Source organism: Pseudomonas sp. LA5, assembly GCF_028640825.1.
GTDB lineage: Bacteria > Pseudomonadota > Gammaproteobacteria > Pseudomonadales > Pseudomonadaceae > Chryseomonas > Chryseomonas aestiva.
On record NZ_JAQYZY010000025.1, the window covers coordinates 97,988 to 124,769 of the forward strand.

Sequence of the window (26,782 nt, forward strand, 5' to 3'; positions counted from 1 at the left end):
ATTCCATTCAGCGAGCGGGCGTGTGGCTAGCGATTCCTAGGCTTCGATACCCTCGCTCAGCTGGACGTTCAAACTGCGCAGGGCATTCCAGTACTCAGGATAGGTCTTGCCGACGCATTCGGGGTCCAGAATGCGGATACCCGCCACTTTCAGGCCCGCCAGGGCGAAGCACATGGCGATCCGGTGGTCGGCGTGGGTCTCGATCACGGCATCGGTCCGGGTACCGGCCAGGGCCGGGTCCGCGGCTACCAGCAGGTCGTCACCCTCGACGCGGGCAAGGCCGGTGCGAATGGCGTTGAGGCCGTCGTGCAGCGCCGCAACCCGGTCGCATTCCTTGACCCGCAGGTTGGCCAGGCCGACGAAGCGCACCGGCGTCTCGTTGAAGGCGGCAAGAACGGCGAGGGTAGGGATGGCATCCTGCATCTGCGAGCCGTCGATGACCGCCGGCAGCCGCGGGAAGGCGGCGATATGGTCGCGGGCCTTGGCATCGGGCTGGGTGAAGGCGTCGTCGGCCACACCCAGATCGATGGCGCCGCCGGTCAGGGCCTGGGCCGCCCAGAGATAGGTGGCGGCGGAAGCGTCCGGCTCGATGAAGTAGTCCCGGGCGACATAGCCGGTCGGGGCGACGCGCCAGGTGGCGGCGTCCAGCTGCTCGACCTGGGCCCCGAAGGTGCGCATCGCCTCGACGGTCAGATCGACATAACCACGGGCGCCGATGTCGCTGCCGCGCAGGGCGACGTCCACCGGTTCGCTGCCCAGCGCGGCCAGCATCAGCAGGGCGGAGACGTACTGGCTGGAGAGACCGGCATCCACCTCGAAGCGGCGAGCGGTGAGGCGGCCCTGGCCGGTGACGGTCACTGGCGGGCAGCCGCTAGGGGCGTCCACCTGGATGCCATTGGCCTTCAGGGTTTCCAGCAGGGGACCGATGGGGCGCTTTTGCATATAGGCGTCGCCGGTCAGGGTCACGGCGCCCGCGACGGTTGCCACCGCCGCGGTGAGAAAGCGTACCGCCGTGCCGGCGTTGCCGAGGAACAGCGGTTGAGCCGGCTGCTGCAGGCGACCGGAGCTGGTCACCACGAAGGTGGTGGCATCGGGCTCATCGACGGTGACACCCATCTGCCGCAGGGCCTCGGACATGTGCCGGGTGTCATCGCTCTTGAGGGCGCCGGTCAGGCGACTGGTGCCCTTGGCCAGCGCGGCCAGGAGCAGCGCCCGATTGGTGATGGACTTGGAACCGGGCGGGGCGATCCGTCCGTGCAGCGCGACGTTGGGCGGGGTGACGGTGATAAAGGGTCTGGCGGACATGGGGGCTCCAAGCAACTTCGCGACGGCCGTGACGGCGGTTCGTAACAGGGGCGCCATGATGCCATTTCGGGGAGCCAGGCCAAAGCGCCTGTTGGTTAATACCACCCCTATAGGGCAGGAAGGGTTTATCTGATACCTCTGATGTCATGAACAAGTAATCAAGGCGGGGTAGTGCTAGCGGTTTTCCAGCAGAGGCCAATGCCATGTCCCTTCTTCGTCCTGATCGTCGTCGTGTCCTGCAAGGCCTGGGTGCTTCGCTTCTGTTACCGGCCCTGGGGCAAAGGACCTGGGCCGCGCCGGCCGGACGTCCAGCAATACCCGACGGTATCCAGGCCGGGGATGTCACTGACGGCCGCGCATTGATCTGGAGTCGCACGGACCGGCCCGCCCGGTTGCTGGTGGAGTGGGATACCCAGGAGAGCTTTCGCTCGCCGCGCAAGGTGGCCGGTGCCGTCACCACGGCCGCGCAGGACTATACGGCGCGTATCGACCTCGCCGGATTGCCGGCCGATCAGCACATCTTCTACCGTGTCCGCTTCGAGGACATGGACAGTGGTGCCCTCAGCGAAGCTGTCGCCGGTCACCTGCGCTCGGCACCGAGTCAGCGTGGCGGTATCCGTTTCGTCTGGGGCGGCGACACCGTGGGGCAGGGCTTTGGCATCAATCCCGATATCGGCGGCATGCGCATCTACAACGCCATGCGCGAGCGGCGACCGGACTTCTTCCTGCACAGTGGCGACACCATCTATGCGGACGGGCCGGTGCCGGCGCAAATGACGGTGGAAGAAGGGCGCATCTGGCGCAATATCACCACCGAGGCCAAGAGCAAGGTGGCGGAAACCCTGGACGAATTCCGCGGCAACTATCGCTACAACCTGATGGACGACCATCTGAAGCGCTTCAACGCCGAAGTCCCGCAGGTATGGCAGTGGGACGACCACGAGACCACCAATAACTGGTCGCCGAGCAAGACGTTGGACGAGCGCTACCAGGTCAAGGACATCGCTGTCCTGAGTGGTCGGGCGCGCCAGGCCTTCCTGGAGTATGCGCCCATGCGTGGCGTCTCGGCAGACGGGGCAGGGCGCATCTACCGCCGCATCGCCTACGGCCCCTTGCTGGATGTCTTCGTGCTGGACATGCGCAGCTATCGTACCGGCAATGACAGCAACCTGGGTGACGAGGAGGGCGGTCAGGGTGCCTTCCTCGGTCAGGAGCAACTCGACTGGCTGAAGAAGGAGCTGCAGGCGTCCAGGGCGACCTGGAAGGTCATCGCGGCCGATATGCCCATCGGGCTGCAGGTCCCGGATGGCAAGGACGCACAAGGGCAGGCCCGCTGGGAGGCTATCGCCAATGGCGATCCGGGCGCCCCCAAAGGACGGGAGCTGGAAACGGCCGACCTGCTGAGCTTCATCGCGAGGCAGGGGATTCGCAATACCGTCTGGCTTACCGCTGATGTGCACTACTGCGCCGCGCATCACTATCACCCGGACAGGGCGGCGTTCCAGGATTTCGAACCCTTCTGGGAATTCGTGGCAGGCCCGCTCAATGCAGGCAGCTTCGGGCCCAATCCACTGGATGCCACCTTTGGTCCCGAGGTGGTGTTCCAGAAGGCGCCGCCCCAGGCCAACACCTCGCCGCTGAGTAACTTCCAATTCTTCGGCGAGGTCGAGATCGACGGGAAGACCGCCGAGCTGCAGGTCACCCTGAGAGATCAGGACGGCCATCCGCAGTTCAGCCAGAAGTTGCAGTCGGTCTAGATCAATACCACCCCCATATAGGTGCTACTGCTAGGATATCCCTCTGCAAGGTAATCAATAAGAAGGGTGAAGTTCGTGCAAATGCTACAATCTGGTAGATATCAGGCTGGAGTTGGCTATGCACGAAGACATCAAGAACACGTTCGAAGAGCTGAAGCGGAGCATCGCAACCTTCAATGAGCGCTGGCCCAGCAAGGTGATAGCCGCCCGGGTCTGGCGGCTGCCTTTGCTGGCGCAACAGCGGGTGCCGGACCACATCGCCGCGGAGTCCTTCGAGGGTAGCGCTGCGGTGGAGCTTACCCGTGATGCCTTGCTGGCCTTCCACCTGCAGCCCGGCCAGGCGCCGGGTACCGTCAGCCGCCTGCCAGGCTATATCGCCCTGACCGAACCCCTGATGGAGGAGATCCTGGCCATCAACACCTGCAAGGCGGCCTTCAGTGCGGCCATCGAACAGACGCGCCTGGAGCTGGAACTGGCGCCCGAGGCGCGGCCGCGCATCATGCGCAAGGCCCTGGGCGGCGCCTTCAATACCAAGCAGCTGATCCGCAAAGTCCATGGCTTTCCCGATCCGGTCCGGCAGCTGACCTTTACCTGGGCCGGCCATACCGCCGGAGGAGAGCGGGTCAAGGTGTCCAAGGTACGCGAGCAGCTCAAGACCCTCGCCATGGCCCGCGCCGATCGGGAGCGGACCGCCCTGGATCGCACGCCGGAATGGCAGGAGCATCAGGCACTCAATCGCATGGCGGACGACGACATCCTGGTCCGGCACAAGAAGATCGCCCCGCATCCACGGGCGATGCTCTGGTTCGGCGAGGAAAGTCGCTATGACGCCATGATCCACGCCAACCTGCCGGTCTTCGTGGTGCCGGCCCAGGACGGCATGCAGGTCGTCGACCTGCGCGATTTCGACCGTACCCAGCGCGGGGCGCTGCGACCCGACATCAAGCCGCGTCGCGAGGTGCTGGCCACACGGCTGCTGTACCTGCCTACCGACAATCCCGAACGACCTGCCGCCCAGCGCAACAATGAGGCGACACTCAAGCGTTCGACCTACAGCCGCTGAGCGCCGCTGACGTTACCGAGCGGGTGGATGTCGTAACCAGATCCTTCACCGCCGAGTGAAAAGGTAACGAAATCCTCCGCAACAGTTGTCCCAATGTCAGGCTAGAATCAATAAAATCTATCTATTTCAACGACTTATGAATGTTGGCACGGCGAGTGCTTTATTACTGACACAAGAACAACAAGATGCGCCGCTAACCGCCAACAAAAAGAACAAGACGGCCAAGGCTCGCGAACCGATCATTTTGGAACGCTGCAGAGCAACCAAAGTAATCTGTTCACTTCCCACCTGCTTGGTGGGGCGTACTAAAGATCGATGACGTTGATGTCCGACAACAAAAACAAGAGGACAGCAGACGTACTTGAACAGGGGAGCCTCCGGGCTCCCTTTTTTCATGCCTGCAAGAAGGTCGCTAGAGGGCAGGGGATGGCTGCCCTGACAGCACGATTAACTTCCAGCTTTGGCGCATCCCGCGTCCTTGATCTATCGTGTGCGCAGCCCATCCGCCGCGGATAACCGTCATGACCCTTGCGAAGACCTTGCCCGCCCACTGGCTGAACGAGCCGAAGCGCTGGTCCGACACGGATGGCCTGCTGCACATCTGTACCGATCGCGAGACCGACTTCTGGCAGAGGACCCAATACGGCTTCGAGCGTGATAGCGGGCATTTCCGCGGTTATGCGGCCGGAGCGGACTTCACCGCCCAGGTGCGGATCACCGGGACCTTTACCGAGCTGTATGACCAGGCCGGCCTGATGGTGCGGCAGGGCCGCGAGCAGTGGTGCAAGACCGGGCTCGAGATCAGCGATGGCATCGCCCATCTGGGCAGCGTCCTCACCCTGGGGCATTCCGACTGGGCCCTCGGGCCCATGCCTGATGCCTTGCGCGGCTTCTGGCTGCGGATGACACTGCATGACGAGGTGCTGCGCCTCCAGTATTCCCTGGATGGTCTGACCTGGCCGCTGTTGCGGCTGTGCCGGTTCGCGAGCGAAGAGGGCGCGGACCTGCAGGTCGGGCCCTATTGCTGCTCGCCGCAGCGCGAGGGCCTGGAGGTCAGCTTCGCCGACCTGCAGATCGGTCCGGCGATCGTCAAGGAACTGCATGACCTGAGCTGACCGAAGGGTGGATCAGCTCATCCAGTTGCCGCCGTCGACGTTGTAGGTCTGGGCGACCACGAAATCGCTGTCACTGGACGCCAGGAACAGCGCCATGCCGACCAGGTCCTCGGCGGTTCCCATGCGACCGTAGGGTACGGCTTCGCCGACCAGGCGCTTCTTCTCGCCCAGCGGCCGTTGCTCGTAATGGGCGAAGAGGGCGTCCACACCCTCCCAATGCTCGCCGTCGACCACGCCGGGAGCGATGGCATTGACGTTGATGCGGTGCTTGATGAGGTCGAGGCCGGCCGACTGGGTCAGGCTGATGACCGCGGCCTTGGTTGCGCAATAGACGGCAACCAGGGCTTCACCGCGGCGCCCGGCCTGGCTGGCCATATTGATGATCTTGCCGCCATGACCCTGGGCGATCATCTGCCGGGCAGCGGCCTGCAGGGTGAACAAGGGCCCGGCCACGTTGATGGCGAACAGCCGGTCATAGCTTTCCCGCGAGATCTCGACGATGGGGGCCAGGTCGAACAGGGCGGCATTGTTGACCAGGATGTCGAGCTTGCCGGCGGTAGCGACCACCTGGGCGATAGCCGTGTCGATGGACACCTGGTCGGTAACGTCCATGGCCAGGGCGTAGGCGCGCTCGCCCAGTTCCTCGGCCGTTTCACGGGCTCTTTCGATATTGATGTCGGCGATGGCCACCCTTGCGCCTTCCCGCAGGTAGGCCTCGGCGAAGGCCTTGCCGATACCGCGCGCGGCGCCGGTGATCAGGGCGCTTTTTCCTTCCAGTCTGTTCATGGTCTTGGCTCCAATCGAGAGACTGACCGCGCGATGCAGCGCGCAGTCAGGTCTTGGATAAAGGGAAGCTACTTGAGATAGCCCGCGCGTTTCATTTCGCGGGTCGTCGAGGTCTGGGCAGCGTTGAGGGCCTGCTCGACGCTCATCTGGCCGGTGAGGGCAGCGGAGAACAACTTGCCGACCGAGGTGCCGATGGCCTGGAACTCGGGGATGGTCACGTACTGGATGCCGACATAGGGCACCGGCTTGGCCGAGGGATGGGCCGGGTCGGCGTGCTGCATCATCTCCAGGGTGATCCTGGCGAAGGGCGCAGCGCTCAGGTAGGCCTGGCTGTAGGTCGACTGGCGAGTGCCCGGCGGGACGTTGGAGATGCCATCCTGGTCGGCCACCAGCTGGATATATTCCTTGGAGGTCGCCCAGGTGATGAAGGTCTTGGCAGCCTCCTTGTGCTTGGCGCTCGCCGGGATCGCCAGCGACCAGGCATACAGCCAGGACGAGCCCTTGTCGGTGACCTCATGGGGCGAGGCGGCGAAGCCGACCGCATCGGCCACCTTGCTCTGGCTCTTGTCGGTGGTGAAGGAGCCGGCGACGCTGGCATCCACCCAGAGCGCGCACTTGCCGCTGTTGAACAGGGCCAGGTTCTCGTTGAAGCCGTTGCTGGAAGCCCCGGGCGGGCCGTACTTCTTCATGGTGTCGACGTAGAAATTGGCCGCTGCTGTCCACTCGGGACTGGTCAGTTCGGGCCGCCATTGTTCGTCGAACCAGCGCGCGCCGAAGGCGTTGCCCATCAGGCTGAGCAACGCGACGTTTTCCCCCCAGCCGGCCTTGCCTCTCAGGCAGAGACCGTATTGCTCCTTGTCCGGCTGGTTGAGCTGGCTGGCGAAGGCGACGAGTTGCGTCCAGGTCGGTTTGTCGGGCATCTGCAGGCCGGCGGCCTTGAACAGATCCTTGCGGTAGTAGGTGACGGTGCTTTCGCCGTAGAACGGCAGGGCATAGAGACGGTTGTTGACCGACAGCCCCTGGCGGACCGCCGGGAAGATGTCCTCGACGTCATAGCTGGCAGGCAGGTTGTCGAGCGGCTCCAGCCAGTTCTTGGCACCCCAGAGCGGTGTTTCGTAGGTGCCGATGGTCAGCACGTCGAATTGGCCACCACCGGTGGTGATGTCGGTGGTCAGCCGCTGCCGCAGCACGTTTTCCTCGAGCACCACCCAGTTGAGCTTGATATCGGGGTGCTGTTTTTCGAAGACCTGGGACAGGCGCTGCATGCGCACCATGTCGCTGTTGTTGACGGTGGCAACGGTGACCGATTCGACGGCCTGGGCAACACCGGTCAGTCCGAGACCGGCCAGCAGCAGCAACGCGATAGGGCGCCTCATCTTCTTCTCTCCGTGACTGCCGCGGCGGGCAGCTTGTTGTTGTTATGAATGGCTGGCCGCCGATATAAATCTGATCTCGACAGGCCCGCTGGAGAGGATTACAACAGCAGGGCCAAGCCGCTGGCTAACCTGGTATTGACCAGTTGCCGATACATTTTTGACCTGGCTCGCACAGCGCACTGAGGTCAAAAAAGCATCGATAGCCAGGCGGACGGGTGCGGCCTTACCAGAACACGCAGAGGTACATCATGAAGGCGACCGCCTTCCTCGAGGCGCGGCCAGCAGAGCTGGAAGTGATCTTCGCCGCGCCCGACCAGAGTTTTCGCTGGTACGAGCACGACTATCCCTACGCCTTGGCGCGCTGGAATCATCACCCCGAATACGAGATCCACCTGATCCGCCAGGGCAGTGGACGACTGCTGGCCGGCGACTATGTCGGGCCCTTTGCGGCAGGTCACGTAGCCATGATCGGGCCGGATCTGCCACATGACTGGATCGGCGATCTGCCACCCGGCGAGGTGCTTGCCGGTCGCGATGTGGTCATCCAGTTCAATGGTGACTTGCTGCGCTCGCTGAGCGCTGTGGCACCGGAGCTGGGCGATTATCTGCCGTTGCTGGAACAGGCGCGACGCGGTCTGGAGTTCAACGGCGATACGGCCCTGCAGGCGGCTGCATTGATCGAGGCGATGGGCCAGGCCCGGGGTGCCGAGCGCCTGCTCAAGCTGTTCGCCTTGCTGGGCTTGCTGTCCCGGGCGCCGGGACGCGAAAGGATCGTCCTGGCCAGTGCCTGTTATGCGCCGGCGCTGGATGCCCGCAGTTCCGCAAGGGTGCATCAGGCCTTCGACTATCTGCTGAGCGAACTCACCGAGGATATCCGGCTGCCGGTGATCGCCAGGCGCGTCGGCATGAGCGAGGCGGGGTTTTCACGCTTTTTCAAGAAGGTTACCGGCCACGGCTTCATCGAACTGGCGCGCAAGCTGCGCATCCAGCGGGCCTGTCGTCTGCTGCGGCAGGCGGAGCTGTCCATTGCAGCCATCTGCTTCGAGGTGGGCTATTCCAACCTGTCCAATTTCAACCGGCATTTTCGCAACGAGACCGGACAGACGCCCAGCCAGTATCGCCAGGAACAGATCGGGACGCGGCGTCAGCAGCCGCAGAGGTGAGGGCGGGCGAGGGTGGTTATGCCCTGCCAGGATCCTATCAAGGTAGGCGTAGCTGACGCTGGAGCGCCCGCTACGCCAAGCGGGGCCTTATTCCGCGCTGGACGGCTTGGCCCAGAGATTGATGTCGCCTTCGACCGCATGGGTATCGATCTCGGCCAGTTCCTCGGCGGTAAAGGTCAGGTTGTCCAGGGCTGCCACGTTTTCCACGATCTGCTCGGGTCGACTGGCGCCGATCAGGGCGCTGGTGATGCGCAGGTCGCGCAGGGTCCAGGCCAGGGCCAGCTGCGCCAGGCTCTGGCCGCGGCGCTTGGCGATGGCATCCAGGGCGCGTACCCGGGCCAGGTTCTCGTCGGACAGATGACCTTGCTGCAGCGACTGGCCACCGGGCTGATTGACCCGGGCTTCGGCTGGAACGCCATTGAGATACTTGTCGGTCAGCAATCCCTGGGCCAGGGGTGTAAAGGCGATCACGCCACTGCCGATTTCCTCGGTCGCCTCCAGCAGATCCTTTTCGATCCAGCGATTGAGCAGGTTGTAGGCCGGCTGATGGATCAGCAGCGGGATCTTCCAGTCGGCCAGCAGCTTGGCCATTTCCCGGGTCTTGGTCCCCGAATAGGAGCTGATGCCGATATAGAGCGCCTTGCCTTGCTGGACCGCCGTGGCCAGGGCACTGGCGGTTTCTTCCAGCGGGGTGTGTTCGTCGAAACGGTGCGAATAGAAGATGTCGACGTAATCCAGGCCCAGGCGCTTGAGGCTCTGATCCAGGCTGGCCAGGACGTATTTGCGCGAGCCGCCACCTTGGCCATAGGGTCCGGGCCACATGTCCCAGCCGGCCTTGCTGGAAATGATGAGTTCGTCGCGGTAGGCCGCGAAGTCTTCGCGCAGCAGCCGACCGAAATTGATCTCGGCGCTGCCATAGGGCGGCCCGTAATTGTTGGCCAGGTCGAAGTGATTGATGCCCAGATCGAAGGCGGTGCGCAGCAAGGCGCGTTGACGATCCAGCGGCGTGGTGTCGCCGAAGTTGTGCCACAGGCCCAGCGAAAGCGCCGGCAGCACGAGACCGCTGCGACCCACGCGGCGGTAAGGAATACGGTCATAGCGATCGGAAGCGGCTTGATAAGCCATGCAAAACTCCTTGGGATGGAATACGTGTTGGAAACCCAGGACATTCGCGCGCGGTGACACAGGCAGAGGCGCGACAACCGGAAGGAACTCCGGGAACGGACGCCATCCGATTAAAGCCGCCAGCGGCGTCTTGTACAAACGGGCGCTGCGGAATTTGCGGTGCAGGTGTACGGTAAGCGGCGATCTGAATCCCTGGAGTCGTAATGGCAGGCAACGTGGCGAGGTCGTGGCGAATTGGAGGAAGCCGCCAGCGTAAAAACGCAGCCACCTGGTGCAGCGCTCCATAACCATGACTTCGCATAATGTATATTATGTTAAATTGGATATGGGCTTGGGCTGACAACTGCCCTTTGCCATCCCATTCGGCGTTTTACGTTCTCGCCAATCCAGCCAGCAGACTCCACTCTCGCTTCCCTACCCTGGCGCTGCCGATCAGCGTGTTTTGCAAGACGTGCAGCTTCGAGCAGGATTTCCTTGAGTGACGATCCTGAAGACGCGTCCGTTACGAACGACGCCTTCAGGATCTCCAGACCGATCGCCGCAACGTCCAGCGACCCTCAGGTCGCCAGGACCTGCTCCAGTCGCTGCAAGCGCTCCCGGTACACACGCCGTGCGGCCAGCGCGTCTTCCAGGGTCACGGCGACGAACCGGGCTTTCTGATTCGGCTGCAGCTGGCCGATCAGATCCAGGTCACTGCTGATGACGGTGCCGATCATGGCGTAGCCGCCGCCAGACACCGCGTCTCGGTGCAGGACGATGGGTTCAAGGCCCGCCGGCACCTGGATCGAGCCGATGGGATAACAGCTGTCGACGATATTGGACGGATCCGAGCCGGCGCCAAAGGGTTGTTCGCGCGGCGTGAATTGCAGCGGCCGACCGCCCTTGAATCTATAGCCGATGCGATCGGCTTCGGAGCCTACCGTCCAGGTATCGGCGAAGAACGCCTCGGCGGCGTCCGCGGTCAGGCGGTGATGATAGAGACCCGGCACGACCCGCAGGATCACCTCGCCGCCGCAAGCCGGCACCAGGTCGCCTGGCAACCGGACGCCAGGCTTGACGCCTGTCGCCGGGGTGCCGACAGCCAGTTCGTCACCCGCGGCGAGCCTTCGACCCTGGAAGCCACCCAGGCCGCCCAGGGTGTACGTCGAGCGACTGCCCAGCACCTCGGGCACATCGAAGCCGCCCGCCACGGCCAGATAGCCACGGGCACCGGCCTTGAGGTAATCGAACTTGAGCACCTGGCCGGCGCGTACGCCGAAGGCTTCGTCCAGCGGCATTTCGGCGCCGTCCAGGCGTGGCGTCATGCGCGCGCCGCTCAGGGCGACCAGGGCGTCTTCGGCGAAGAGCAGCTCCGGACCGAGCAAGGTGCATTCCACGGCCGCGGCGCCGGCTGCGTTGCCCACCAGCAGATTGGCCGCGCGCAAGGCATAGCTGTCCATGGCACCCGACGGCGGAATGCCCAGGTGGTAGTAGCCTTCACGGCCAAGGTCCTGGATCGAGGTGGCCAGGCCGGGTTTGAGTACCTTGATCATGCCGGCTCCTCCATCAGGGTGCGCGGATAGCCACGGGGATCGTCGAGGAAGGCGTCCAGGGAAAAGTCCACCGGCCGGATATTCAGGGTGAAGCTACCCTCCTCTACCTCGGCCAGCATCCGGTCGTACTCGGCGCGGTCGATGGCGCGGAAACGGACGATGTCGCCGGGCCGGAAGAACACCATGTGCTCCTGCAGGTAATCGAGGCGCTGCGCCGGATCGTAGATGGGCGCCGGCGTCACACCGAACACCTGGTAGCCGCCGGCGCCCCGTACCGAATAGATGCAGCCGAAGCAGCCGCCGTGGCCAAGGGTCTGCCTGGGTGTGTCGGTGCGGGGTCGCAGGTACTTGGGGACCTGCAACTGCCGCTCGGACTCCACCATCTGGAACATGAACGGCAATCCGGCGACGAAACCCACCATGGACACGAACCAGGGCGCGCCGCTGTGGGCGGCGATAAAGGCTTCGACGTCGGCCAGGCCGTTGATGCGCGCAGCGTATTCCAGATCGGTGGCGGACGGATCCTGGTGGCGATCGCGAAAGCGCATCAGCGTCTCGTGGGTCCAGGGATCGTTGTAGAGCACCGGGATTTCGATCATCCGCGTGGCCAGCTGGCGCTCGGCCACCGCCTGGTCTTCCACGCCCTGGACCGCTGCCAGGAGCCGGTCGGGCGGCAGCACATCGGGATCGAAACGGATCTGGAAGGAGGCATTGGCCAGGCAGATGTCGTGGATGCCGGGCAATTGCAGCGCCTGCACCGCACGGGTCATGGCCAGGCCACGGAAAAACGCTTCCAGGGACATGCTTTCGGACAATTCGACGAACAGGTGCTCGTCGCCACCGAAGCTATAGCGGATCGCGGTCGTCATGCGGAGATCTCCTCGGCCAACCAGTGTTCCAGGGTACCGGTGTCGAAGCGCGCTTCGATCACCCAGGGTTCGTCCAGCAGACGGCGATGCAGGCTGGCGGTGGTGGCCATGCCGCTCAGACGCAATTCGTCCAGCGCCTGGCGGGCACGGGCCAGGGCCTCGCCGCGATCGGCGCCATGGGCGATGAGCTTGGCCAGCAGCGAGTCGTAATAAGGGGGCACCCGATAGCCTGCGTAGAGATGACTGTCGACGCGGATGCCCGGGCCCTGCGGCCAGGCGAGCTGCTCGACCGTCCCGGGGCTGGGAAAGAAGTTGCGCGCCGGATCTTCGGCGTTGAGTCTCAGCTCGATGGCGGCGCCCTGCAGATGGATGTCTTCCTGGCGCAGCCCCAGGGGTTCACCCCCGGCGATGCGCAGCATGGCCTGGACCAGATCGATACCGGTGACCATCTCGGAGACCGGGTGCTCGACCTGGATGCGGGTGTTCATCTCGATGAAGAAGAATTCGCCGCTGGCTTCATCGAACAGGTACTCCAGGGTCCCCGCGCCGCGATAGCCGAGGCGTTCGGCCAGGCGTACCGCGCTGGCGCAGAGGGTCTCGCGCTGGGCAGCGCTCAGCACCGGCGATGGCGCTTCTTCCAGGAGCTTCTGGCGGCGCCGCTGCAACGAGCATTCGCGCTCGAACAGATGCACGGCGCGCTGGCCATCGCCAAGGATCTGCACCTCTATATGACGAGCGCGCTCGATGAAGCGCTCCAGATAGAGGGCGCCGCTGCCAAAGGCGGTCTGGGCTTCGCGCTGGGCGACGGGAAATTCCCGCGCCAGCTCGGCGGCGTCGCGGGCCAGGCGGATGCCCCGACCTCCTCCCCCGGCCGCTGCCTTGATCAGCAGCGGATAGCCCACCGTCTCGGCTGCCGCTATGGCGGCCTCTATATCAGCCGGTTCGCTGGCAGAGCCCGGGACCACCGGGACGCCAGCCGCCTGCGCGGTGCGTCGTGCCTCGGCCTTGTCGCCCATGCGGCGGATGATGTCACCCGAGGGGCCGACGAAGACGGCACCCGCCGCCTCCACTGCATCGGCAAAGGCAGCGTTCTCGGCCAGAAAGCCATAGCCGGGATGCACCGCATCGGCGCCGCTGTCACGCAAGGCCTTGAGCAGCGCCTCTATATTGAGGTAGCTGCGATCCGCCCGCGCCGGGCCGATCACCACCACGGCATCGGCCTGGCGCGCCGCCAGGGAATCCTGGTCGGCCTCGCTGCAGGCCAGTACCGTCTCGATGTCCAGCGCCTTGGCGGCGCGCAGGATACGAACGGCGATCTCGCCACGATTGGCCACCAGCAGACGGCGGATGCCGCTCCCTGACGTACTCACGAGGCGGCTCCGCTCAGGGTGGCCAGCAACTGACCCGGCTCGACCGGGTCACCGTCCTCCACCGCGAAGGCCGTCAGGGTCCCGTCCACTTCGGCGTGGACCTCCGAGAATTGCTTCATCACCTCGACCAGGCCGATCACCGTGCCGGCGGTGACGGTTTCCCCGACCTCCACATAGGGCGCCGCATCGGGCGTGGGTTTGCGATAGAACGTTCCGGGCAAGGGCGAAAGCACCGAATGTTCGGCCATGACGATTCCTCTTCTAGGCAATGTTGTCGGAAAGGCAGGCGTAGCGAAGGACTGGAGGACCCGGCGTCTTGGCGCCGGTGTCCGCATGAAAACTAGCCGGCGCCAGGGGCGCGGATGGCGATGCCGGCGGCGTCGAGGCGCTGGCGGATGGCCTGGGCCAGGCCCAGCGCACCGGGGGTATCGCTGTGCAGGCAGATGGATTCGAAGGCCACCTCGACCTCGCCCCCCTCCACCGTGGCGACCCTGCCCTGCTGGCAGGCTCTGAGTACCCGTTCGGCCACGGCCTGGGGATCCAGCTCACCCATGCGCCGGACCAGCACGATGGACCCGCTGGCGTCATAGTCCCGGTCGGCATAGAACTCGCGCACCAGGGGCTGGCCCAGCTCGCGACCGATTCGCCAGGTGGCCGAATCGGGCAGGCAATAGAGCAGCAGCCCGGGTTCGATCCGTTGCAGCGTCTCCACCAGCAGCCGGGCAGCCGTCTCGTCCCGCGCCAGGTGCATGAACAGCGCGCCATGGGGTTTGAGGTGTTGCAGCCGCAGGCCATGCAATCGGGCGAATTCACGCAGGGCGCCGAGCTGATAGACGATATCGGCCACCAGTTCTTCGGCGGGCATCTGCAGGGGCCGGCGGCCGAAACCCACCAGATCGCGATAGCCCGGATGGGCGCCGATGGCCACGTTGCGCGCCTTGGCCTGCAGCACGGTGCGCTGCATGAGGGCGGGATCGCCGGCATGGAAGCCGGTGGCGATATTGGCCGAACTGACCAGGTCGAGCAGTTGGTCATCCACGCCATCGCCCAGCGTCCAGGCGCCAAAGCCCTCGCCCATGTCGGAATTGAAGTCCACCTCGATCATTGCGGTATTCCCTTGCAGTGGTGCGGTGTCCTCGACCTTAGGACTGCCCTGCCCCCTTGGGAAGATTTATTATCCAAGGTCCAGCGTTCGGAAAAATCGATACCTCAGGACAGTTGTCATGGCCCTTACCCTGCGTCAGCTGCGCTACTTCACCGCGACCGCCGAACTGGGGCAGATCTCCCAGGCGGCCATCCACCTAAACATTTCCCAGTCGGCGGTGACCAGTGCCATCCAGGAACTGGAGAGTCTGCTGGGCGCCAGTCTTTTCGTCCGCTCGGCGCAAGGAATGGCGCTGACCGATGCCGGCCGGCATTTCCTCAACCATGCCTACGGCATCCTGCGCGGGGTCGACGATGCCCTGAGCAGCGCCCTGCCCGACCACCGCGCCAGCGGCGAATTACGCATCGCCGCCAGCTATACGGTGATCGGCTACTTCCTGCCGCACCATCTGCAACGCCTGGCGCAGCTCTATCCCGAGGTGACGGTGGCGGTGCACGAACAGGAGCGCCAGGCCATCGAGGAGGCGCTGCTGGACAGGCGCATCGACATGGCGGTGGTCCTGACCGCCAACCTGACCCACGAGGACATCGTCTCCGAGACGCTCTTCAATTCCGAACGCCGTCTCTGGCTGCCCAGTGGCCATCCCCTGCGCGATCGACCCAATGTCAGCCTGGCCGATGTCGCCCGCGAGCCCTATGTGCTGCTGACCGTCGATGAGGCGGAACAGAGTGCCAGGCGCTACTGGCGCCAGTCAGGCCTTGAACCCCAGGTGCGCTTGCGGACCAGCTCGGTGGAAGCCGTGCGCAGCATGGTGGCCAACGGCAGCGGCGTGGCCATTCTCTCCGACCTGGTCTATCGCCCCTGGTCGCTGGAGGGCAAGCGCCTGGAGACGCGCACCCTGATAGAGCCCATCACGCCCATGAGCGTGGGGCTGGCCTGGCACCGCGAACACCCCCTGACACCGGCCATGCAGGCCTTTCGCAGCTACTTCCACAGCGCCTTTCTGGCACCCCAGCAACTGGGGGCGCGACGTTAGCAGAAGATTAAAATCCTCATGATCGAAAGGATTTTGTATTAGCAGCGTTATCAGCAACTGAAATCCTCACGATCTTGAGGATTGCGCTGCCTTTCCCTTTGGCGTTAGCCTGATCCCCACGCTCGTGAGGATAAATCATGCAGGTGATACTCAAGAATGCCGCCGACCTGGGCGCCCTCGTCCGCCAGGCGCGCAAGGCCCAGTCGCTGCGCCAGGACGATGCCGCCGGCAGTCTCGGCGTCAGTGAAAACTTTCTCGGCAAGGTCGAGCGCGGTGGCGAAACCGTCCAGTGGGGCAAGCTGTTCCAGGTATTGGAAGGCCTGGGGGTGCGCCTGATCGTGGATCTGCCCACTGAAGTGGCAGCCCAGCCGGATACCCGGACACCATGAGGCGTGAACTCCTGGCCTGGATCGACGACCAGCTGGTGGGTCGGCTGGCTGACGAGAACGGTATCTGGTCGTTCCGGTACGAGTCCGATTGGCAGGCCTTCGGGCTCTGTCCGCAATTGCCCTTGCAGCGAGCGCCACTGATCGATGGCAGTTCGCAGCGACCGGTGCAGTGGTACTTCGACAACCTGCTGCCCGAGGAAGGCCAGCGGCAACTGCTCGCCCAGGATGCGCGCCTGGATGCCGCCGATGCCTTCGCCCTGCTGAGCTGGTACGGCGCCGAATCCGCCGGATCCCTTACCCTGCTCGCCGAAGGACAGCACCTGCCACCGGGAGATCGCCGCCCCCTGAGCGATGCCGATCTCTCCCGGCGGATCCAGGCCATGCCGCAGTTGCCGCTGACCCACGAGGCGCACAAGCGCATGTCGCTGGCCGGCGCCCAGCACAAGCTGGCGGTGATTCTCGATGACCAGGGGTTGCAGGAACCCGTGGGCGCCCTGCCCTCCACCCATATCCTCAAGCCGGACCATCCCCACGAGGCCTTCGCCCATTCGGTGATCAACGAGTGGTTCACCATGCGCCTGGCGGGTCTGGCCGGGCTGATGGTTCCCGCCGTCGAGCGCCGCTACGTGCCCGAGCCGATCTATCTGATCGAGCGCTTCGACCGCGTCCGTACCCCGGGCGGCTGGCAACGGCGCCATGGCATCGACGCCTGCCAGGTGCTGGGTCTGGACCGTCATTTCAAGTACCAGGCGGGTAGCGTGGAGCGCCTGGCCGAACTGGCCCGGCTGTGCGAGGCGCCCGCCGTGACCCGGACGCGGCTGTTCAACTGGCTGGCCTTCAACGTGCTGGTGGGCAATACCGATGCCCATCTGAAGAATCTGGGCTTTCTGGTCTCACCCCGTGGGCTGGCCCTCGCGCCCTGCTATGACCTGCTCTGCACGGCCGTGTACGAGAGCCGCGCCTTCGATCAGCAGCGCTGGCCGGACGCGACCACCCTCGCCTGGCCGATCCTGGGTGAAAGCCGGCTGGTGGCCATCGACCGCGAGCGACTGCTGGATGCAGCCGAAGCGCTGGGTATCAAGCGCTCGCCGGCTGCTGCCCAGTTGCAACGCCTGCGCCAGCGCCTGTCCCTGCAGGCTCAGCAGTTGCTGGAACAGACCGAGCGGGAAAATCAGACTCTGGCCGTCGCGCGACCGGAGCTGCGGGCGGTCTTCGCCGGCGAGTTGCGCTGTCTGCGCGCGATCAGGGCGCTGATCGCCGAACAGGTCGAGCGGCTGGCCTGACGGCCACGCTCAAAGCGGCAACACCGCCAGCAGGCGTTCGCGTCTGAGCTGCTGCAGGCGGGCAATCAGCTCCCGCGTGGATGTGCCACTCGTGAACTGTTGCAGCCGTTGACCGGCGACCGATCCCAGCCATTCCAGCTCGTTCGAGCCCGCCGGCTCGACCGCCAGCAGCAGGCAGTCACCGCCCAGCCGGGACAACAGCCGTACGATCCGGCTCTGCGGACCCTGGGTGAGCCACTCCTCGTGCAGCCCGCCGACGTCCTCCAGCTGCAGCACCGGGAGGTCGCTGCAGCCGGGCAAGCCGCTGCGCAATTCCGCCGTCACCGCGGGGTCGAGATCGCCATGCAGGATGACCAGCGCCACGGCCGGTCGGAGGTCGTCTACCGCTGTCCAGCATTGGCTCGTCATGCGGGACCTCCTGGTGATCGGTCGTGGCCTGGGTTCAGGCGAAGGCGTTGTGGTAGGCGTTGAGCGCCGGGGCACCCCCGAGGTGAACATAGAGTACCCGACTGCCCTTGGCGATCTCGCCACTGCGCGCCATGGCGATCAGCCCGGCCATGGATTTTCCCTCGTAGACCGGGTCGGTGAGCATCCCCTCCATCTGCGCGGTGTAGCGGATGGCCTCGACGGTGGGACCATCCGGCAGGCCGTAGTCCGGTCCGCAGAAGCGGGGCTCGATGATGACATCCTCGTCGCGGATCTCCTGCTTCAGGCCGATCATCTCGGCGGTGTTGCGCGCGATCTTGGTCACCGCGGCGCGGGTCATCTCGGCGTCCGCCGCCGTGTCGATGCCGATCAGGCGCCGCTCGCGCTCCTGGGCGCGAAAGCCCACCACCATGCCGCCCTGGGTAGAACCGGTACAGGTGGCCGTCACCACGGTATCGAAGAAGAGGCCCTGCTCGCGCTCCTGGCCGGCCAGTTCATCGGCGAAATGAGCATAGCCGAGGCCACCCAGCGGATGGTCCGAGGCGCCGGCGGGAATGGCGTAGGGCTTGCCGCCCTCACGCCGCACCTCATCCAGGGCACGCTCCCAAGTGGCCTTCACCGCGGTGGAATAGCCCTCGCCTTCCAGCAGCGTCTGGGCGCCCATCAGGCGGGACAGCAGGATGTTGCCGACCTTGTCGTAGACCGGGTCTTCCCACTTGGTCCACTCCTCCTGGACCAGCCGGCACTTCATGCCCAGCACCGCGGCGACGGCAGCGACCTGGCGGGTGTGGTTGGACTGGATGTTGCCGATGGAGACCAGGGTGTCGCAGCCCTGCGCCAGGGCATCGGCGGCCAGCCATTCCAGCTTGCGCACCTTGTTGCCGCCATAGGCGAGACCGGAGGACACGTCGTCACGCTTGGCCCAGAGTTCGATACCGAGGTCCTTCGACATGCGCTCCAGCTTGTGCAGGGGCGATGGGAAGTAACCGAGCTTGACGCGGGGAAAACGCTTTTCGAGATCCAGGGACATAGCAGCGACTCCAGTGGTGAGAGAACGCCTTCAATGCTAGGGAAAACCCTGAAAAAGGTGCTTTCGAATGAGCGGTACGAAATCTGCTTTCCTTTTGAACGATTCCCAGAATCCGCATGGATGTTCCTCCAACAACCGCTTTATAAGGAGAATCTTTCGATGAGCGAAGCTGCGGAACTGACCCCGGTAGAACGCAAGATCCTGCGCGCCCTGCAGCAGGACGGCCGGCTGAGCAATGCCGAGCTGGCCCGCCAGGTTGCCCTGAGCCCGAGCGCCTGCTGGAACCACACGCGCAGGCTGTTCGAGAGCGGCGTCATCACCAGCGTCAGGGCCCATGTGGACCCCAAGGCGGTGCAACGGGAAACCGCGGTACTGGTGGGCGTGGTGCTGGACAGATCGACCCCGGATTCCTTTCAGGCCTTCGAAGCGGCGGCCCGCGCCCTGCCCCCGGTGCTGGAGTGTTACCTGGTGGCCGGTGACGTCGACTACTTCATCAAGCTCAGGGTCAAGGACATCGCCGCCTTCAATCGCCTGCACAGCGAACGGCTGATCGCCCTGCCCGGCGTGCGCCAGGTGCGCACCTTTTTCGTGCTGAACGAAGTCAAGACCGAGGGGCTGTTGCCTATCTGAACAGGCGGGTGGCGCCCAGGGAAGGACGGGTGCCGAGCGGCGCCCGTTCAGATAAGGGATTTCACAGAGGACGGCGTCCTGATTCGACGCCGCCTCAGGTCATTACACGACCACGTTCAACAGCAACACCACGATCAAACCGACCACGGCGACGATCGATTGCACCACCGAAATGGTCTTGGTGGCTTCGCCCATCGTCATGCCGAAGGATTCCTTCACCATCCAGAAACCTGCATGGTTGGCGTAGTTGAAGAACAGCGAGCCGCAGCCAATGGACAAGGCCAGCAGCGGCAGGTTGAGGCTGGGATCGGCACCGGCGAGCGGCGCCAGCAAGCCGGCAGCCCCTACGATACCTACCGTGGCGGAACCGGTAGAGACCGAAAGCAACATGGCGATCAACCAGCCGAGGACCAGCGGAGGGAACGCCGACTGCTGAGTCAGGTGGACAATCGCATCGCCCACCTTGGCGCTGGTCAGCAGCTGCTGAAAGGCACCGCCGCCAGCGATGATCATGATGATCGAGGCGATTGGCTTGAGGCTCTTGCCCAGCGATTCGCGCAATTGCTCCGCATCGCCGCCACGCGCGAGTACCAGACTTGCCCCGGCGAACAGCACACCCAGCAGCATCGCTATCAGCGGATTGCCGAGGAAACCGGCCATTTTCAGCAGCGCATTGTCCTTGGCCAATACCATCTCGGCGACGGCATGGATCAGCATCAGGATCGCCGGCAGCAAGGCTGCCAGCACGCCAAGGTATACGCTGGGGCCTGGTTTATCGTCGGCTTTTTCAGCCAGGGTGAACTGATCCAGCAACACCTGATCGGGCCGAGTGCTCATGCGCGGGGAAATGAAAGCGCCATACAGTGGGCCGCCCAGGATCATGGCCGGGATAGCCGCCAGGAAACCATAGAGCATGGTCGGTCCGACCGAGGTTTTCAGCGCGGCGATGGCCGTCAACGGGCCTGGGTGCGGCGGGACCATACCGTGCATGGCAGCCAGTGCGGCAATCACCGGAACGCCCACATAGACATAGGCTGAACCCTTGAAGCGCGCCTGACTTTCCAGCTTGCGCGCCACGCTGAAGATCAGCGGCAGCATGATCACCAGGCCGACCTCGAAAAACATCGGAATGCCAATCACGAACGCGACCATCATCATCGCCCACGGAATCATCCGATCCGATGTGCGCCTGAGGATGACCGCGGCAATCTGCTCGGTGACGCCGGCGTCCGCAAGTATTTTGCCGAGCATCGCCCCCAGCGCGATGACCACCCCCACAGCCCCCAGTGTCTTGCCGGCGCCGGTGACCAGCTGGGAGACGATGCGATCTGGCTCCATACCGGTTGCAAAGCCTACGCCGACGGAAACCACCAGCAACGCCAGCAGCGGGTGCATTTTGAGGCGCGAGACGATCAGCACTACCAGCACCACGACGCTGATCAATGCAGTCAGTAACAGATTTATATCTAAGGGAGTCATGAAAGGTTCTCGGTTGGGCTGGTGCCAAACTCTTGTAGGAGGGTGAAATGAATGGCCTCTGCAACGGCCAGGTTGCAGCGTTCGTCTTCCTAGAAACCAAATAACCTGCGAGGCGCGTTCACCAGCAGCGCGGCGCTGGCTTGCGCGGAGAGCTCCAGGGCTTGCAACTGGTCGACGACGGTGGCGAAGTCAACGCTTTGCTCATGTTGCGTGTGCGGCCAGTCGCTGCCCCATACCAACTGATGCAGGCCAACGCTTTTTTCCAGCAACGGTAATGCCCTTCGAGCGAAATCAATGTTCTGTCGTGGCGTACCTCCCAGACGATAGATTCCCGATACCTTGATCCAGATCGAGCCTTTCGATCCGGCCTCAAGCAACTCGCCAAACCCGGGCTGATCGAGACCCGCATTCGCGTCCGGCCGCCCCAGGTGATCGATCACCAATTTCACCCCGAACGGCGTCAATTGCCGGATCAAGCCCGGCAGATCCCTGACTTCCCGGTGCAATTCGACATGCCAGTCAAGATCGGCGATATCGCTGAAAAACCCTTGCCAGGCACTGTCACGAAAATCAGGTAACGCTTTGCCGATCAGGTTCAGGCGCACGCCGACCACGCCCAGTTGCGCCATGTCGTTCAAGGTAGAACGACTGATGTCTGGCTCCAGCACGACCACACCACGCAACTGCTGAGGTGCTTGCTTCAACGCCGCCAACAGGTAGCTGTTGTCAGTGCCAAGGAAACTTGGTTGCACCAGGACACCGTGACTCAGACCTTGGGTTTGCAAATGCTCAAGGTACTGGTCGAGCGTGGCGTCGTACTCGGGACTGTAGCGGCGTGCACCGATCAGCTGCAGATCACGGCTGAACACATGGGCATGGGCGTCAATGCCGGTGATCGACTTGGAGCGGGGAGCTGACATGGGTTTTATCTACTGAAGGTTGGGACCATCACGCCCGAGCGCGCTGATTGCCGTTGATAGTGGCCGGAACGGCGGTGGCATTGGCTTCAAGGTCCCTGCCCCGGGTTTCAGGCAGGCAAAGTGCGGCAAGCACCCCCACGCCGTAGGCGATTCCGGCATCGATACCGATCGCCGAACCCAGGGACATGGCATCACTCATGTGCCCGACCAGGAATGGAAATACAGCGGACAGCACCCGGCCAAAGTTGTAGCAAAAGCCAACACCGGCGCCGCGTACATCGGCCGGGTAAAGTTCGTTGAAGAACGCTCCCAGACTGGCCGGAATACCGGCGGCGAAGAACCCTAGCGGGAACCCCAGGAACAGCATCTGCGTATTGGTCAGCGGCAAAAACACGTAGCACTGCACCGTGACCACGCAGCACAAGGCAAAGAGCACGATGTTTTTTCGACGGCCAATGCGATCGATCAAATAACCGCTGGCCACACAACCACACCAGAAGGCGAGGATGATCACCGCCAGATAGCCGCCCGAGTTCAGCACGGACAGATTGCGCTCGGTCTTGAGGAAAGTGGGTAACCAGGTCATTACCGCGTGATAGCCACCGTGCGCGCCCAGTCCCAGCAGCCCGCCAAACAGCGTCACGCGAAGCAGTTCCGGGCGAAAAATGCCCGCGAGCGACGTGAAGAAACTCTGCGGAATGGCGTTGCCTTCTTGCAGACGCCGGAAGCTGTCCGGCTCCTCGACGTTACGACGCACCCAGAAGATCAGGAACGACGGCAGCAACCCTACAAGGAACATCACACGCCAGGCCATGTCCTGCGGCACAGAGGTATAGATCAGCGTGAACACCCCGACCGCCAGGCCCCAACCCACCGCCCAGGCACTTTGTACAGTGCCCATGACCTTGCCGCGATAGCGCGGATTAATCGTCTCGGCCATGAGCACCGCGCCGGCCGCCCACTCCCCGCCAAGCCCGAAACCCTGCAGCGCCTTGACCACCAACAGCTGATTGAAGCCCGTGACGAAAGCCGAGAGAAAGGTGAAGAACGAGAACCACAGAATCATCAACTGCAAGGTGCGCACGCGGCCGTAGCGGTCAGACAACGTCCCACCCACCCAGCCGCCGAGTGCCGAGGTGACGAGGGTAACGCCGCTGATCAATCCGGCATCGCCCTTGGTCAGCGCGAATGCGGCGATCAGCGCCGGAATCGCCAGACCGAACATCTGTACTTCCAAGGCGTCGAGCGACCATCCGCCGAAGCAGGCCCAAAATGTCTTGCGCTCACGAGGAGTGATGTGGCGATACCAGCTGAACATGAGTCTTATCCTTATAGGTGTTACGCAAGACAGCCGACGGCCAACCCGCCGCGACAGGGTCGACGTTGGCAACCAAACAGCAATCGGCCGGCGATCTGGCCGCCGCAGAACGCTTCGCTACGCAGACAGGCGTCAGCGAATATCCACGCTGTAGCGGAAATGCTCCGCGTGGCCGCGCGAGCGACGCCACTCCAGCGGGCTACCCGCGTAATCACGGGCCAACCGCTCGATCACGATCACCGGACTGTTGACCGGTACCTGGAGCAGGCGGGCATGCACGTCATTCACCGATTCGGCGGTCAGCGTCTCTTCGGCCGAGGCAACAACCTGTCCGCACACCTCTTCGTAGATCGGATACAGCAGCGGCCCTTCGCGACTGAGGTCGATCTCCAGCAGCGCCTGGAACCGCTGGCGGGGCAGCCAGATTTCTTCGGCGAGCACCGGCTTAACATCGAGCAGACGCACGCGGACAATACGAATGACCAACGCATCGGCAGGCAACCCTAGCGCTTGCGCTACGGCCGAAGGTGCGGCAACGGGCTCGATCGAGAGGATGCGACTCTCCGGGACCTGGCGCTCTCCGGAAACAGTCTGGAATCGGAAGAAACGGAACAAGGAGGATTGAAACTGCGCCCGTCGAATGAACGTCCCGCGCCCTTGCTGACGTTCCAGAATGCCCTCACTGACCAAGGCATCAATCGCCTTGCGCACCGTGCCGGTGGACAGCTGATATTCCGCAGAAAGCGCCGCTTCGGTAGGGATCGCCTCCCCCGGACGCCAGCGATTATTGGCGATCTGCTCAGCCAATTGGTCACGCAGGCGTTGGTACAGCGGCAGTCGGGCATCACTGGATAAAGAATTCATCGACTTTATTCACCTTGTTATCTAGTCATCTATATGAATCTTGCAGCGAGTATTTGCCCAGACAACTTCGCTGTCAAGGAAGGGCCTTTTGTCTCGCTGACGAATGGCTGCCCTACCGCCCTTGTCATCGACAGGCAGGTCTTCGCCAGCAATATCAGATCCTGGCCGATTGCTGCCCCGAACCAAGGGCAGCTATGAATCGATAGCTCGAGGATCTAAAGCCGCCAATTGTGGCCCTCCCCGACCAGGAGTCGCACCTGTTTCGGAAACCGGCGTGAGGGTCAGGCCTTTACGGCCAGGGCCAGGATGGTCGCCACCAGCGCCTGGGTGCGTGGAACCAGGGTATCGAGCACCAGGAATTCGGCGTCGGTGTGTACCTTGCCGCCCACGGGGCCCAGGCCACAGAGGGTGGGCACGCCCAGGCTGGCGGTGAACCCGGAGTCGGCGCAACCGCCGGTGAATTCGCCCTCGACGCTGAAGCCGAGGTCCTCGGCCTCGCGCTGGTAGAGCGCCAGCAGGTCGTGGCTCAGGTGCGCCTCCATCGGCAGGAACAGGCAGGTGGGTTCGACACGGGCGGCTGTCCCCGGCACCTCCACCTCGGCGATGATGGCCTCGATGCGCGCCTGCAGCGCGGGCCAGTCGGCCAAGGCGACGAAGCGCACATCCAGGCGCGCGGTGGCGCTGGGCGCCACGGTATTGCTGGAGGTGCCGCCCTCGATGAGGCCGACGTTGGTGGTGATGCCGCGCTCGTAGTCGGTCAGGGCGTGCAGCTTGGCCACCTTGAGCGCCAGGGCCTGGATGGCACTGGCGCCCTCGGCGTGGCTGACGCCGGCATGGGCGGCACGACCGCTCACGCTGATAGCCAGGGTGGCGCCGCCCTTGCGCGCCTTGACCACGTTGCCACTGACGCGCCCGGGCTCGCAGTTGAGCACGGCCCGGGCGCCGCGGGCCGCCGCTTCCAGGTGCGGGCGAGCCGTGCCGGAGCCGATCTCTTCGTCGCCGGTGTAGAGCACCCGTACCGGAAACGGCAGCTCGCCGGCGCGCTTGAGCGCGCGCAGCGCGAAGCAGCTCGCCACCAGTCCACCCTTCATGTCCGCGACGCCGGGGCCATAGGCCTGGCTGGCATCGCGGGTGAAGCCGCGGCTGGCCACGGTGCCCGGCGGAAAGACGGTGTCGCGGTGGCCCAGCAGCAACACCGCAGCGCCGGTGGCGGGCCCCACCTGGGCGGCGAGGACGTCACCGAAGTCGGCGATCGGCGTCCGGGCAACCTCGATGCCGTCTTCGGCCAGGGCGGCGGTGAGCACTGCACCGACGGCATCGACGCCGGCCTTGTCGTAGCTGTTGGAATCGGTATCGACCAGGCGTTGCAGGAGAAGGGTCATCGGCTCGCGCTGGGTGGCGAGCCACTCCAGGGCAGTGGTCTTGGCAAGGGGCATCAGCTGCGGCTCCAGCGATCGCCCAGGTCCCAGAACAACCCGGCCATGAGTTGCAGCCCCTGCCGCGCGACCGGGGCCAGGAGATGCTCGTTGGGCGCGTGCTGGGAGCAGGCGGGATAGGAATGGGGCACCCAGAGGGTGGGCAGTTCGAGGATGTCGGCAAAGATGTCATTGGGCAAGCCACCGCCGAAATTGGGCAGCAAGGCGGGCTTTTCGCCCAGGGTGCGGGTCAGGGAGGTCAGCGCCCAATCCACCCAGGGATTCTCCGGGTCCAGCCGCGAGGCGTGGAGGATCTCGTCCTTGGCACGGGAAACGCGCACCGCGGCGAAACCCCGTTCGGCCAGGTGCGCCTCGATCAGCGGGATGAAGGTCGTGCAATCGCAGCCGGCGACGAAGCGGATCTGGCAGTGGGCGCGGGCGCTGCCGGGAATGGCATTCACCGGTGCCTCGGGATTGCCGGTGGTGAAGGCCAGCAGTTCGAAGGTGTTCCAGCCGTAGACACGTTCCGCCGGGGTCAGCCCGGGCTCGCCCCAGTGGGGATCGATGGCCGGATCGCCCGGCGCGCCGCCCACCTCGATGTCGGCCAGCGCCCTGCGCACCGGTGCGGGCAGCTCGGTGGGCTTGAGCCCCGCGACCTGGATCTGGCCCCGGGCATCCACCAGGCTGGCCAGCGCATGGGCGAGGATGATCCCGGGATTGGCCAGCAGCCCGCCCCAGTTGCCGGAGTGATGGCCGCCTTCGCGCAGCTCCAGGTGCAGATCGAAATTGAAGGTGCCGCGGGCACCCAGGAACAGCGTCGGCCGGGATGCCGAGACTCGCGGACCGTCGGAGGCGATGAACAGATCGGCGGCCAGGGCCTGGCGCTGCTCCTGGCAGAAGGCGCGCAGGCCGACCGAGCCGATCTCCTCGCCCATCTCCAGCAGCAGCTTGACGTTGTAGCCCAGGCGTCCGCCGCGGGCGGCGATCACCTGTTCCAGCGCCGCCAGGTTGAGCAGGTGCTGGCCCTTGTTGTCGGCGGTGCCGCGGCCGTACCAGCGCTCGCCCTGCTCCACCAGGGTCCAGGGCGCGAGGCCTTCGCGCCAGCGGCTGGCATCACCGCGCACCACGTCACCGTGGCCATAGCTGAGCAGGGTCGGCAACGCCAAGTCCTCGATTCGCTCGGCGATCAGCAAGGGCCCCTTGCCGGCGACCGGATTGTCCAGCTGCCGGCTGGTGAAGCCGAGACTGGCCACATAGGGGGCGATGAATTCATCCAGGTAGCGCTGCAGCTCCGCCTGGCGCTCGGGCGCCTGGCTTTCGGTAGGATGGGCCACCGCGGTGGCGAGCTGCGTACGAAAGGCGCCGCTGTCGAAGTGCGCGGCGGCAAGCTCAAGGGCATGGGTACGGCTGGTCATGGCGGACTCCG

25 protein-coding genes are annotated in these 26,782 nt (G+C 64.4%); 8 read left to right on the top strand and 17 right to left on the bottom strand.

Annotated features, from left to right (window positions below; translation table 11 throughout):
- Window positions 1-36 precede the first annotated feature (36 nt).
- Entirely contained in the window at window positions 37-1,305 is a 1,269-nt protein-coding gene (locus PVZ72_RS07135; RefSeq protein ID WP_187979291.1) for a 3-phosphoshikimate 1-carboxyvinyltransferase, read from the bottom strand.
- Window positions 1,306-1,508: 203 nt separating this feature from the next.
- Between PVZ72_RS07135 and PVZ72_RS07140 the strand changes: the two genes are divergently transcribed.
- From PVZ72_RS07140 to PVZ72_RS07150, 3 genes are all read left to right on the top strand, one after another.
- A complete protein-coding gene (locus PVZ72_RS07140; protein ID WP_273861542.1) occupies window positions 1,509-3,062 on the top strand; it encodes an alkaline phosphatase D family protein in 1,554 nt (517 codons plus the stop codon).
- A gap of 118 nt (window positions 3,063-3,180) precedes the next feature.
- Window positions 3,181-4,125, top strand: a complete 945-nt coding sequence (locus PVZ72_RS07145; protein ID WP_187979289.1) for a DNA replication terminus site-binding protein — start codon at window positions 3,181-3,183, stop codon at window positions 4,123-4,125.
- A 521-nt stretch (window positions 4,126-4,646) separates the two neighbouring features.
- Entirely contained in the window at window positions 4,647-5,240 is a 594-nt protein-coding gene (locus tag PVZ72_RS07150; RefSeq protein WP_273861543.1) for a DUF1349 domain-containing protein, read from the top strand.
- Window positions 5,241-5,252: 12 nt separating this feature from the next.
- On the opposite strand, the gene PVZ72_RS07155 is transcribed toward PVZ72_RS07150, so the two are convergent.
- The gene (locus tag PVZ72_RS07155; protein WP_187979287.1) at window positions 5,253-6,026 is read right to left on the bottom strand and encodes an L-iditol 2-dehydrogenase; all 774 of its coding nucleotides are present in this window, start codon (window positions 6,024-6,026) and stop codon (window positions 5,253-5,255) included.
- Between the two features lie 68 nt (window positions 6,027-6,094).
- A complete protein-coding gene (locus PVZ72_RS07160) occupies window positions 6,095-7,402 on the bottom strand; it encodes an ABC transporter substrate-binding protein (RefSeq protein WP_187979286.1) in 1,308 nt (435 codons plus the stop codon).
- Window positions 7,403-7,650: 248 nt separating this feature from the next.
- Here PVZ72_RS07160 and PVZ72_RS07165 point away from each other — a divergent pair, with 248 nt between their 5' ends.
- On the top strand, window positions 7,651-8,565 hold the full coding sequence (locus tag PVZ72_RS07165) for an AraC family transcriptional regulator (RefSeq protein WP_187979285.1): 915 nt from the start codon (window positions 7,651-7,653) through the stop codon (window positions 8,563-8,565).
- Window positions 8,566-8,652: 87 nt separating this feature from the next.
- On the opposite strand, the gene mgrA is transcribed toward PVZ72_RS07165, so the two are convergent.
- The 6 genes from mgrA to PVZ72_RS07195 all read right to left on the bottom strand — a co-directional run bounded on the left by mgrA (window position 8,653) and on the right by PVZ72_RS07195 (window position 14,566).
- Entirely contained in the window at window positions 8,653-9,690 is a 1,038-nt protein-coding gene (gene mgrA, locus PVZ72_RS07170) for an L-glyceraldehyde 3-phosphate reductase (RefSeq protein WP_273861544.1), read from the bottom strand.
- A gap of 557 nt (window positions 9,691-10,247) precedes the next feature.
- Window positions 10,248-11,222: a biotin-dependent carboxyltransferase family protein gene (locus PVZ72_RS07175; RefSeq protein ID WP_273861545.1), complete on the bottom strand. Its 975-nt coding sequence runs from the start codon at window positions 11,220-11,222 to the stop codon at window positions 10,248-10,250.
- Window positions 11,219-12,091, bottom strand: a complete 873-nt coding sequence (locus PVZ72_RS07180; RefSeq protein WP_273861546.1) for a 5-oxoprolinase subunit B family protein — start codon at window positions 12,089-12,091, stop codon at window positions 11,219-11,221. Before PVZ72_RS07180 ends, PVZ72_RS07175 begins: the two co-directional genes overlap by 4 nt.
- Window positions 12,088-13,440 (bottom strand): acetyl-CoA carboxylase biotin carboxylase subunit, encoded by a 1,353-nt coding sequence (locus PVZ72_RS07185; protein WP_405046285.1) that lies wholly within the window; start codon window positions 13,438-13,440, stop codon window positions 12,088-12,090. Before PVZ72_RS07185 ends, PVZ72_RS07180 begins: the two co-directional genes overlap by 4 nt.
- A 17-nt stretch (window positions 13,441-13,457) precedes the next feature.
- Window positions 13,458-13,709: an acetyl-CoA carboxylase gene (locus PVZ72_RS07190; protein ID WP_158896781.1), complete on the bottom strand. Its 252-nt coding sequence runs from the start codon at window positions 13,707-13,709 to the stop codon at window positions 13,458-13,460.
- A 92-nt stretch (window positions 13,710-13,801) separates the two neighbouring features.
- On the bottom strand, window positions 13,802-14,566 hold the full coding sequence (locus PVZ72_RS07195) for a 5-oxoprolinase subunit PxpA (RefSeq protein ID WP_187979282.1): 765 nt from the start codon (window positions 14,564-14,566) through the stop codon (window positions 13,802-13,804).
- A gap of 118 nt (window positions 14,567-14,684) precedes the next feature.
- Here PVZ72_RS07195 and PVZ72_RS07200 point away from each other — a divergent pair, with 118 nt between their 5' ends.
- From PVZ72_RS07200 to PVZ72_RS07210, 3 genes are all read left to right on the top strand, one after another.
- Complete coding sequence (locus PVZ72_RS07200; protein WP_187979281.1) at window positions 14,685-15,602, top strand: LysR family transcriptional regulator; 918 nt, start codon at window positions 14,685-14,687, stop codon at window positions 15,600-15,602.
- 137 nt (window positions 15,603-15,739) lie between these two features.
- Complete coding sequence (locus PVZ72_RS07205; RefSeq protein ID WP_187979280.1) at window positions 15,740-15,991, top strand: helix-turn-helix domain-containing protein; 252 nt, start codon at window positions 15,740-15,742, stop codon at window positions 15,989-15,991.
- Window positions 15,988-17,274, top strand: a complete 1,287-nt coding sequence (locus PVZ72_RS07210; protein WP_273861548.1) for a HipA domain-containing protein — start codon at window positions 15,988-15,990, stop codon at window positions 17,272-17,274. The genes PVZ72_RS07205 and PVZ72_RS07210 overlap by 4 nt, the downstream gene beginning before the upstream one ends.
- Before the next feature lie 9 nt (window positions 17,275-17,283).
- On the opposite strand, the gene PVZ72_RS07215 is transcribed toward PVZ72_RS07210, so the two are convergent.
- Window positions 17,284-17,682 carry a hypothetical protein gene (locus tag PVZ72_RS07215; protein WP_187979278.1) on the bottom strand — a complete coding sequence of 133 codons (399 nt, stop codon included), beginning with the start codon at window positions 17,680-17,682 and terminating at the stop codon, window positions 17,284-17,286.
- Window positions 17,683-17,716: 34 nt separating this feature from the next.
- Complete coding sequence (locus PVZ72_RS07220) at window positions 17,717-18,730, bottom strand: 1-aminocyclopropane-1-carboxylate deaminase (RefSeq protein WP_133861699.1); 1,014 nt, start codon at window positions 18,728-18,730, stop codon at window positions 17,717-17,719.
- Between the two features lie 159 nt (window positions 18,731-18,889).
- On the opposite strand from PVZ72_RS07220, the gene PVZ72_RS07225 reads away from it, so the two are divergent.
- Window positions 18,890-19,360, top strand: coding sequence for an Lrp/AsnC family transcriptional regulator (locus PVZ72_RS07225; RefSeq protein WP_273861549.1), 471 nt, complete (start codon window positions 18,890-18,892; stop codon window positions 19,358-19,360).
- A gap of 102 nt (window positions 19,361-19,462) precedes the next feature.
- On the opposite strand, the gene PVZ72_RS07230 is transcribed toward PVZ72_RS07225, so the two are convergent.
- The 6 genes from PVZ72_RS07230 to PVZ72_RS07255 form a co-directional block, all read right to left on the bottom strand.
- Complete coding sequence (locus PVZ72_RS07230) at window positions 19,463-20,839, bottom strand: GntP family permease (protein WP_208691225.1); 1,377 nt, start codon at window positions 20,837-20,839, stop codon at window positions 19,463-19,465.
- Between the two features lie 89 nt (window positions 20,840-20,928).
- Window positions 20,929-21,759 carry an amidohydrolase family protein gene (locus PVZ72_RS07235; protein WP_273861550.1) on the bottom strand — a complete coding sequence of 277 codons (831 nt, stop codon included), beginning with the start codon at window positions 21,757-21,759 and terminating at the stop codon, window positions 20,929-20,931.
- Window positions 21,760-21,787: 28 nt separating this feature from the next.
- Complete coding sequence (locus tag PVZ72_RS07240; protein ID WP_187979274.1) at window positions 21,788-23,077, bottom strand: MFS transporter; 1,290 nt, start codon at window positions 23,075-23,077, stop codon at window positions 21,788-21,790.
- A 132-nt stretch (window positions 23,078-23,209) separates the two neighbouring features.
- A complete protein-coding gene (locus PVZ72_RS07245; protein ID WP_133861704.1) occupies window positions 23,210-23,941 on the bottom strand; it encodes a GntR family transcriptional regulator in 732 nt (243 codons plus the stop codon).
- A 281-nt stretch (window positions 23,942-24,222) separates the two neighbouring features.
- Entirely contained in the window at window positions 24,223-25,377 is a 1,155-nt protein-coding gene (locus PVZ72_RS07250; RefSeq protein ID WP_273861551.1) for a M20 family metallopeptidase, read from the bottom strand.
- On the bottom strand, window positions 25,377-26,771 hold the full coding sequence (locus PVZ72_RS07255; RefSeq protein ID WP_273861552.1) for a M20 family metallopeptidase: 1,395 nt from the start codon (window positions 26,769-26,771) through the stop codon (window positions 25,377-25,379). The genes PVZ72_RS07250 and PVZ72_RS07255 overlap by 1 nt, the downstream gene beginning before the upstream one ends.
- Window positions 26,772-26,782: the final 11 nt, after the last annotated feature.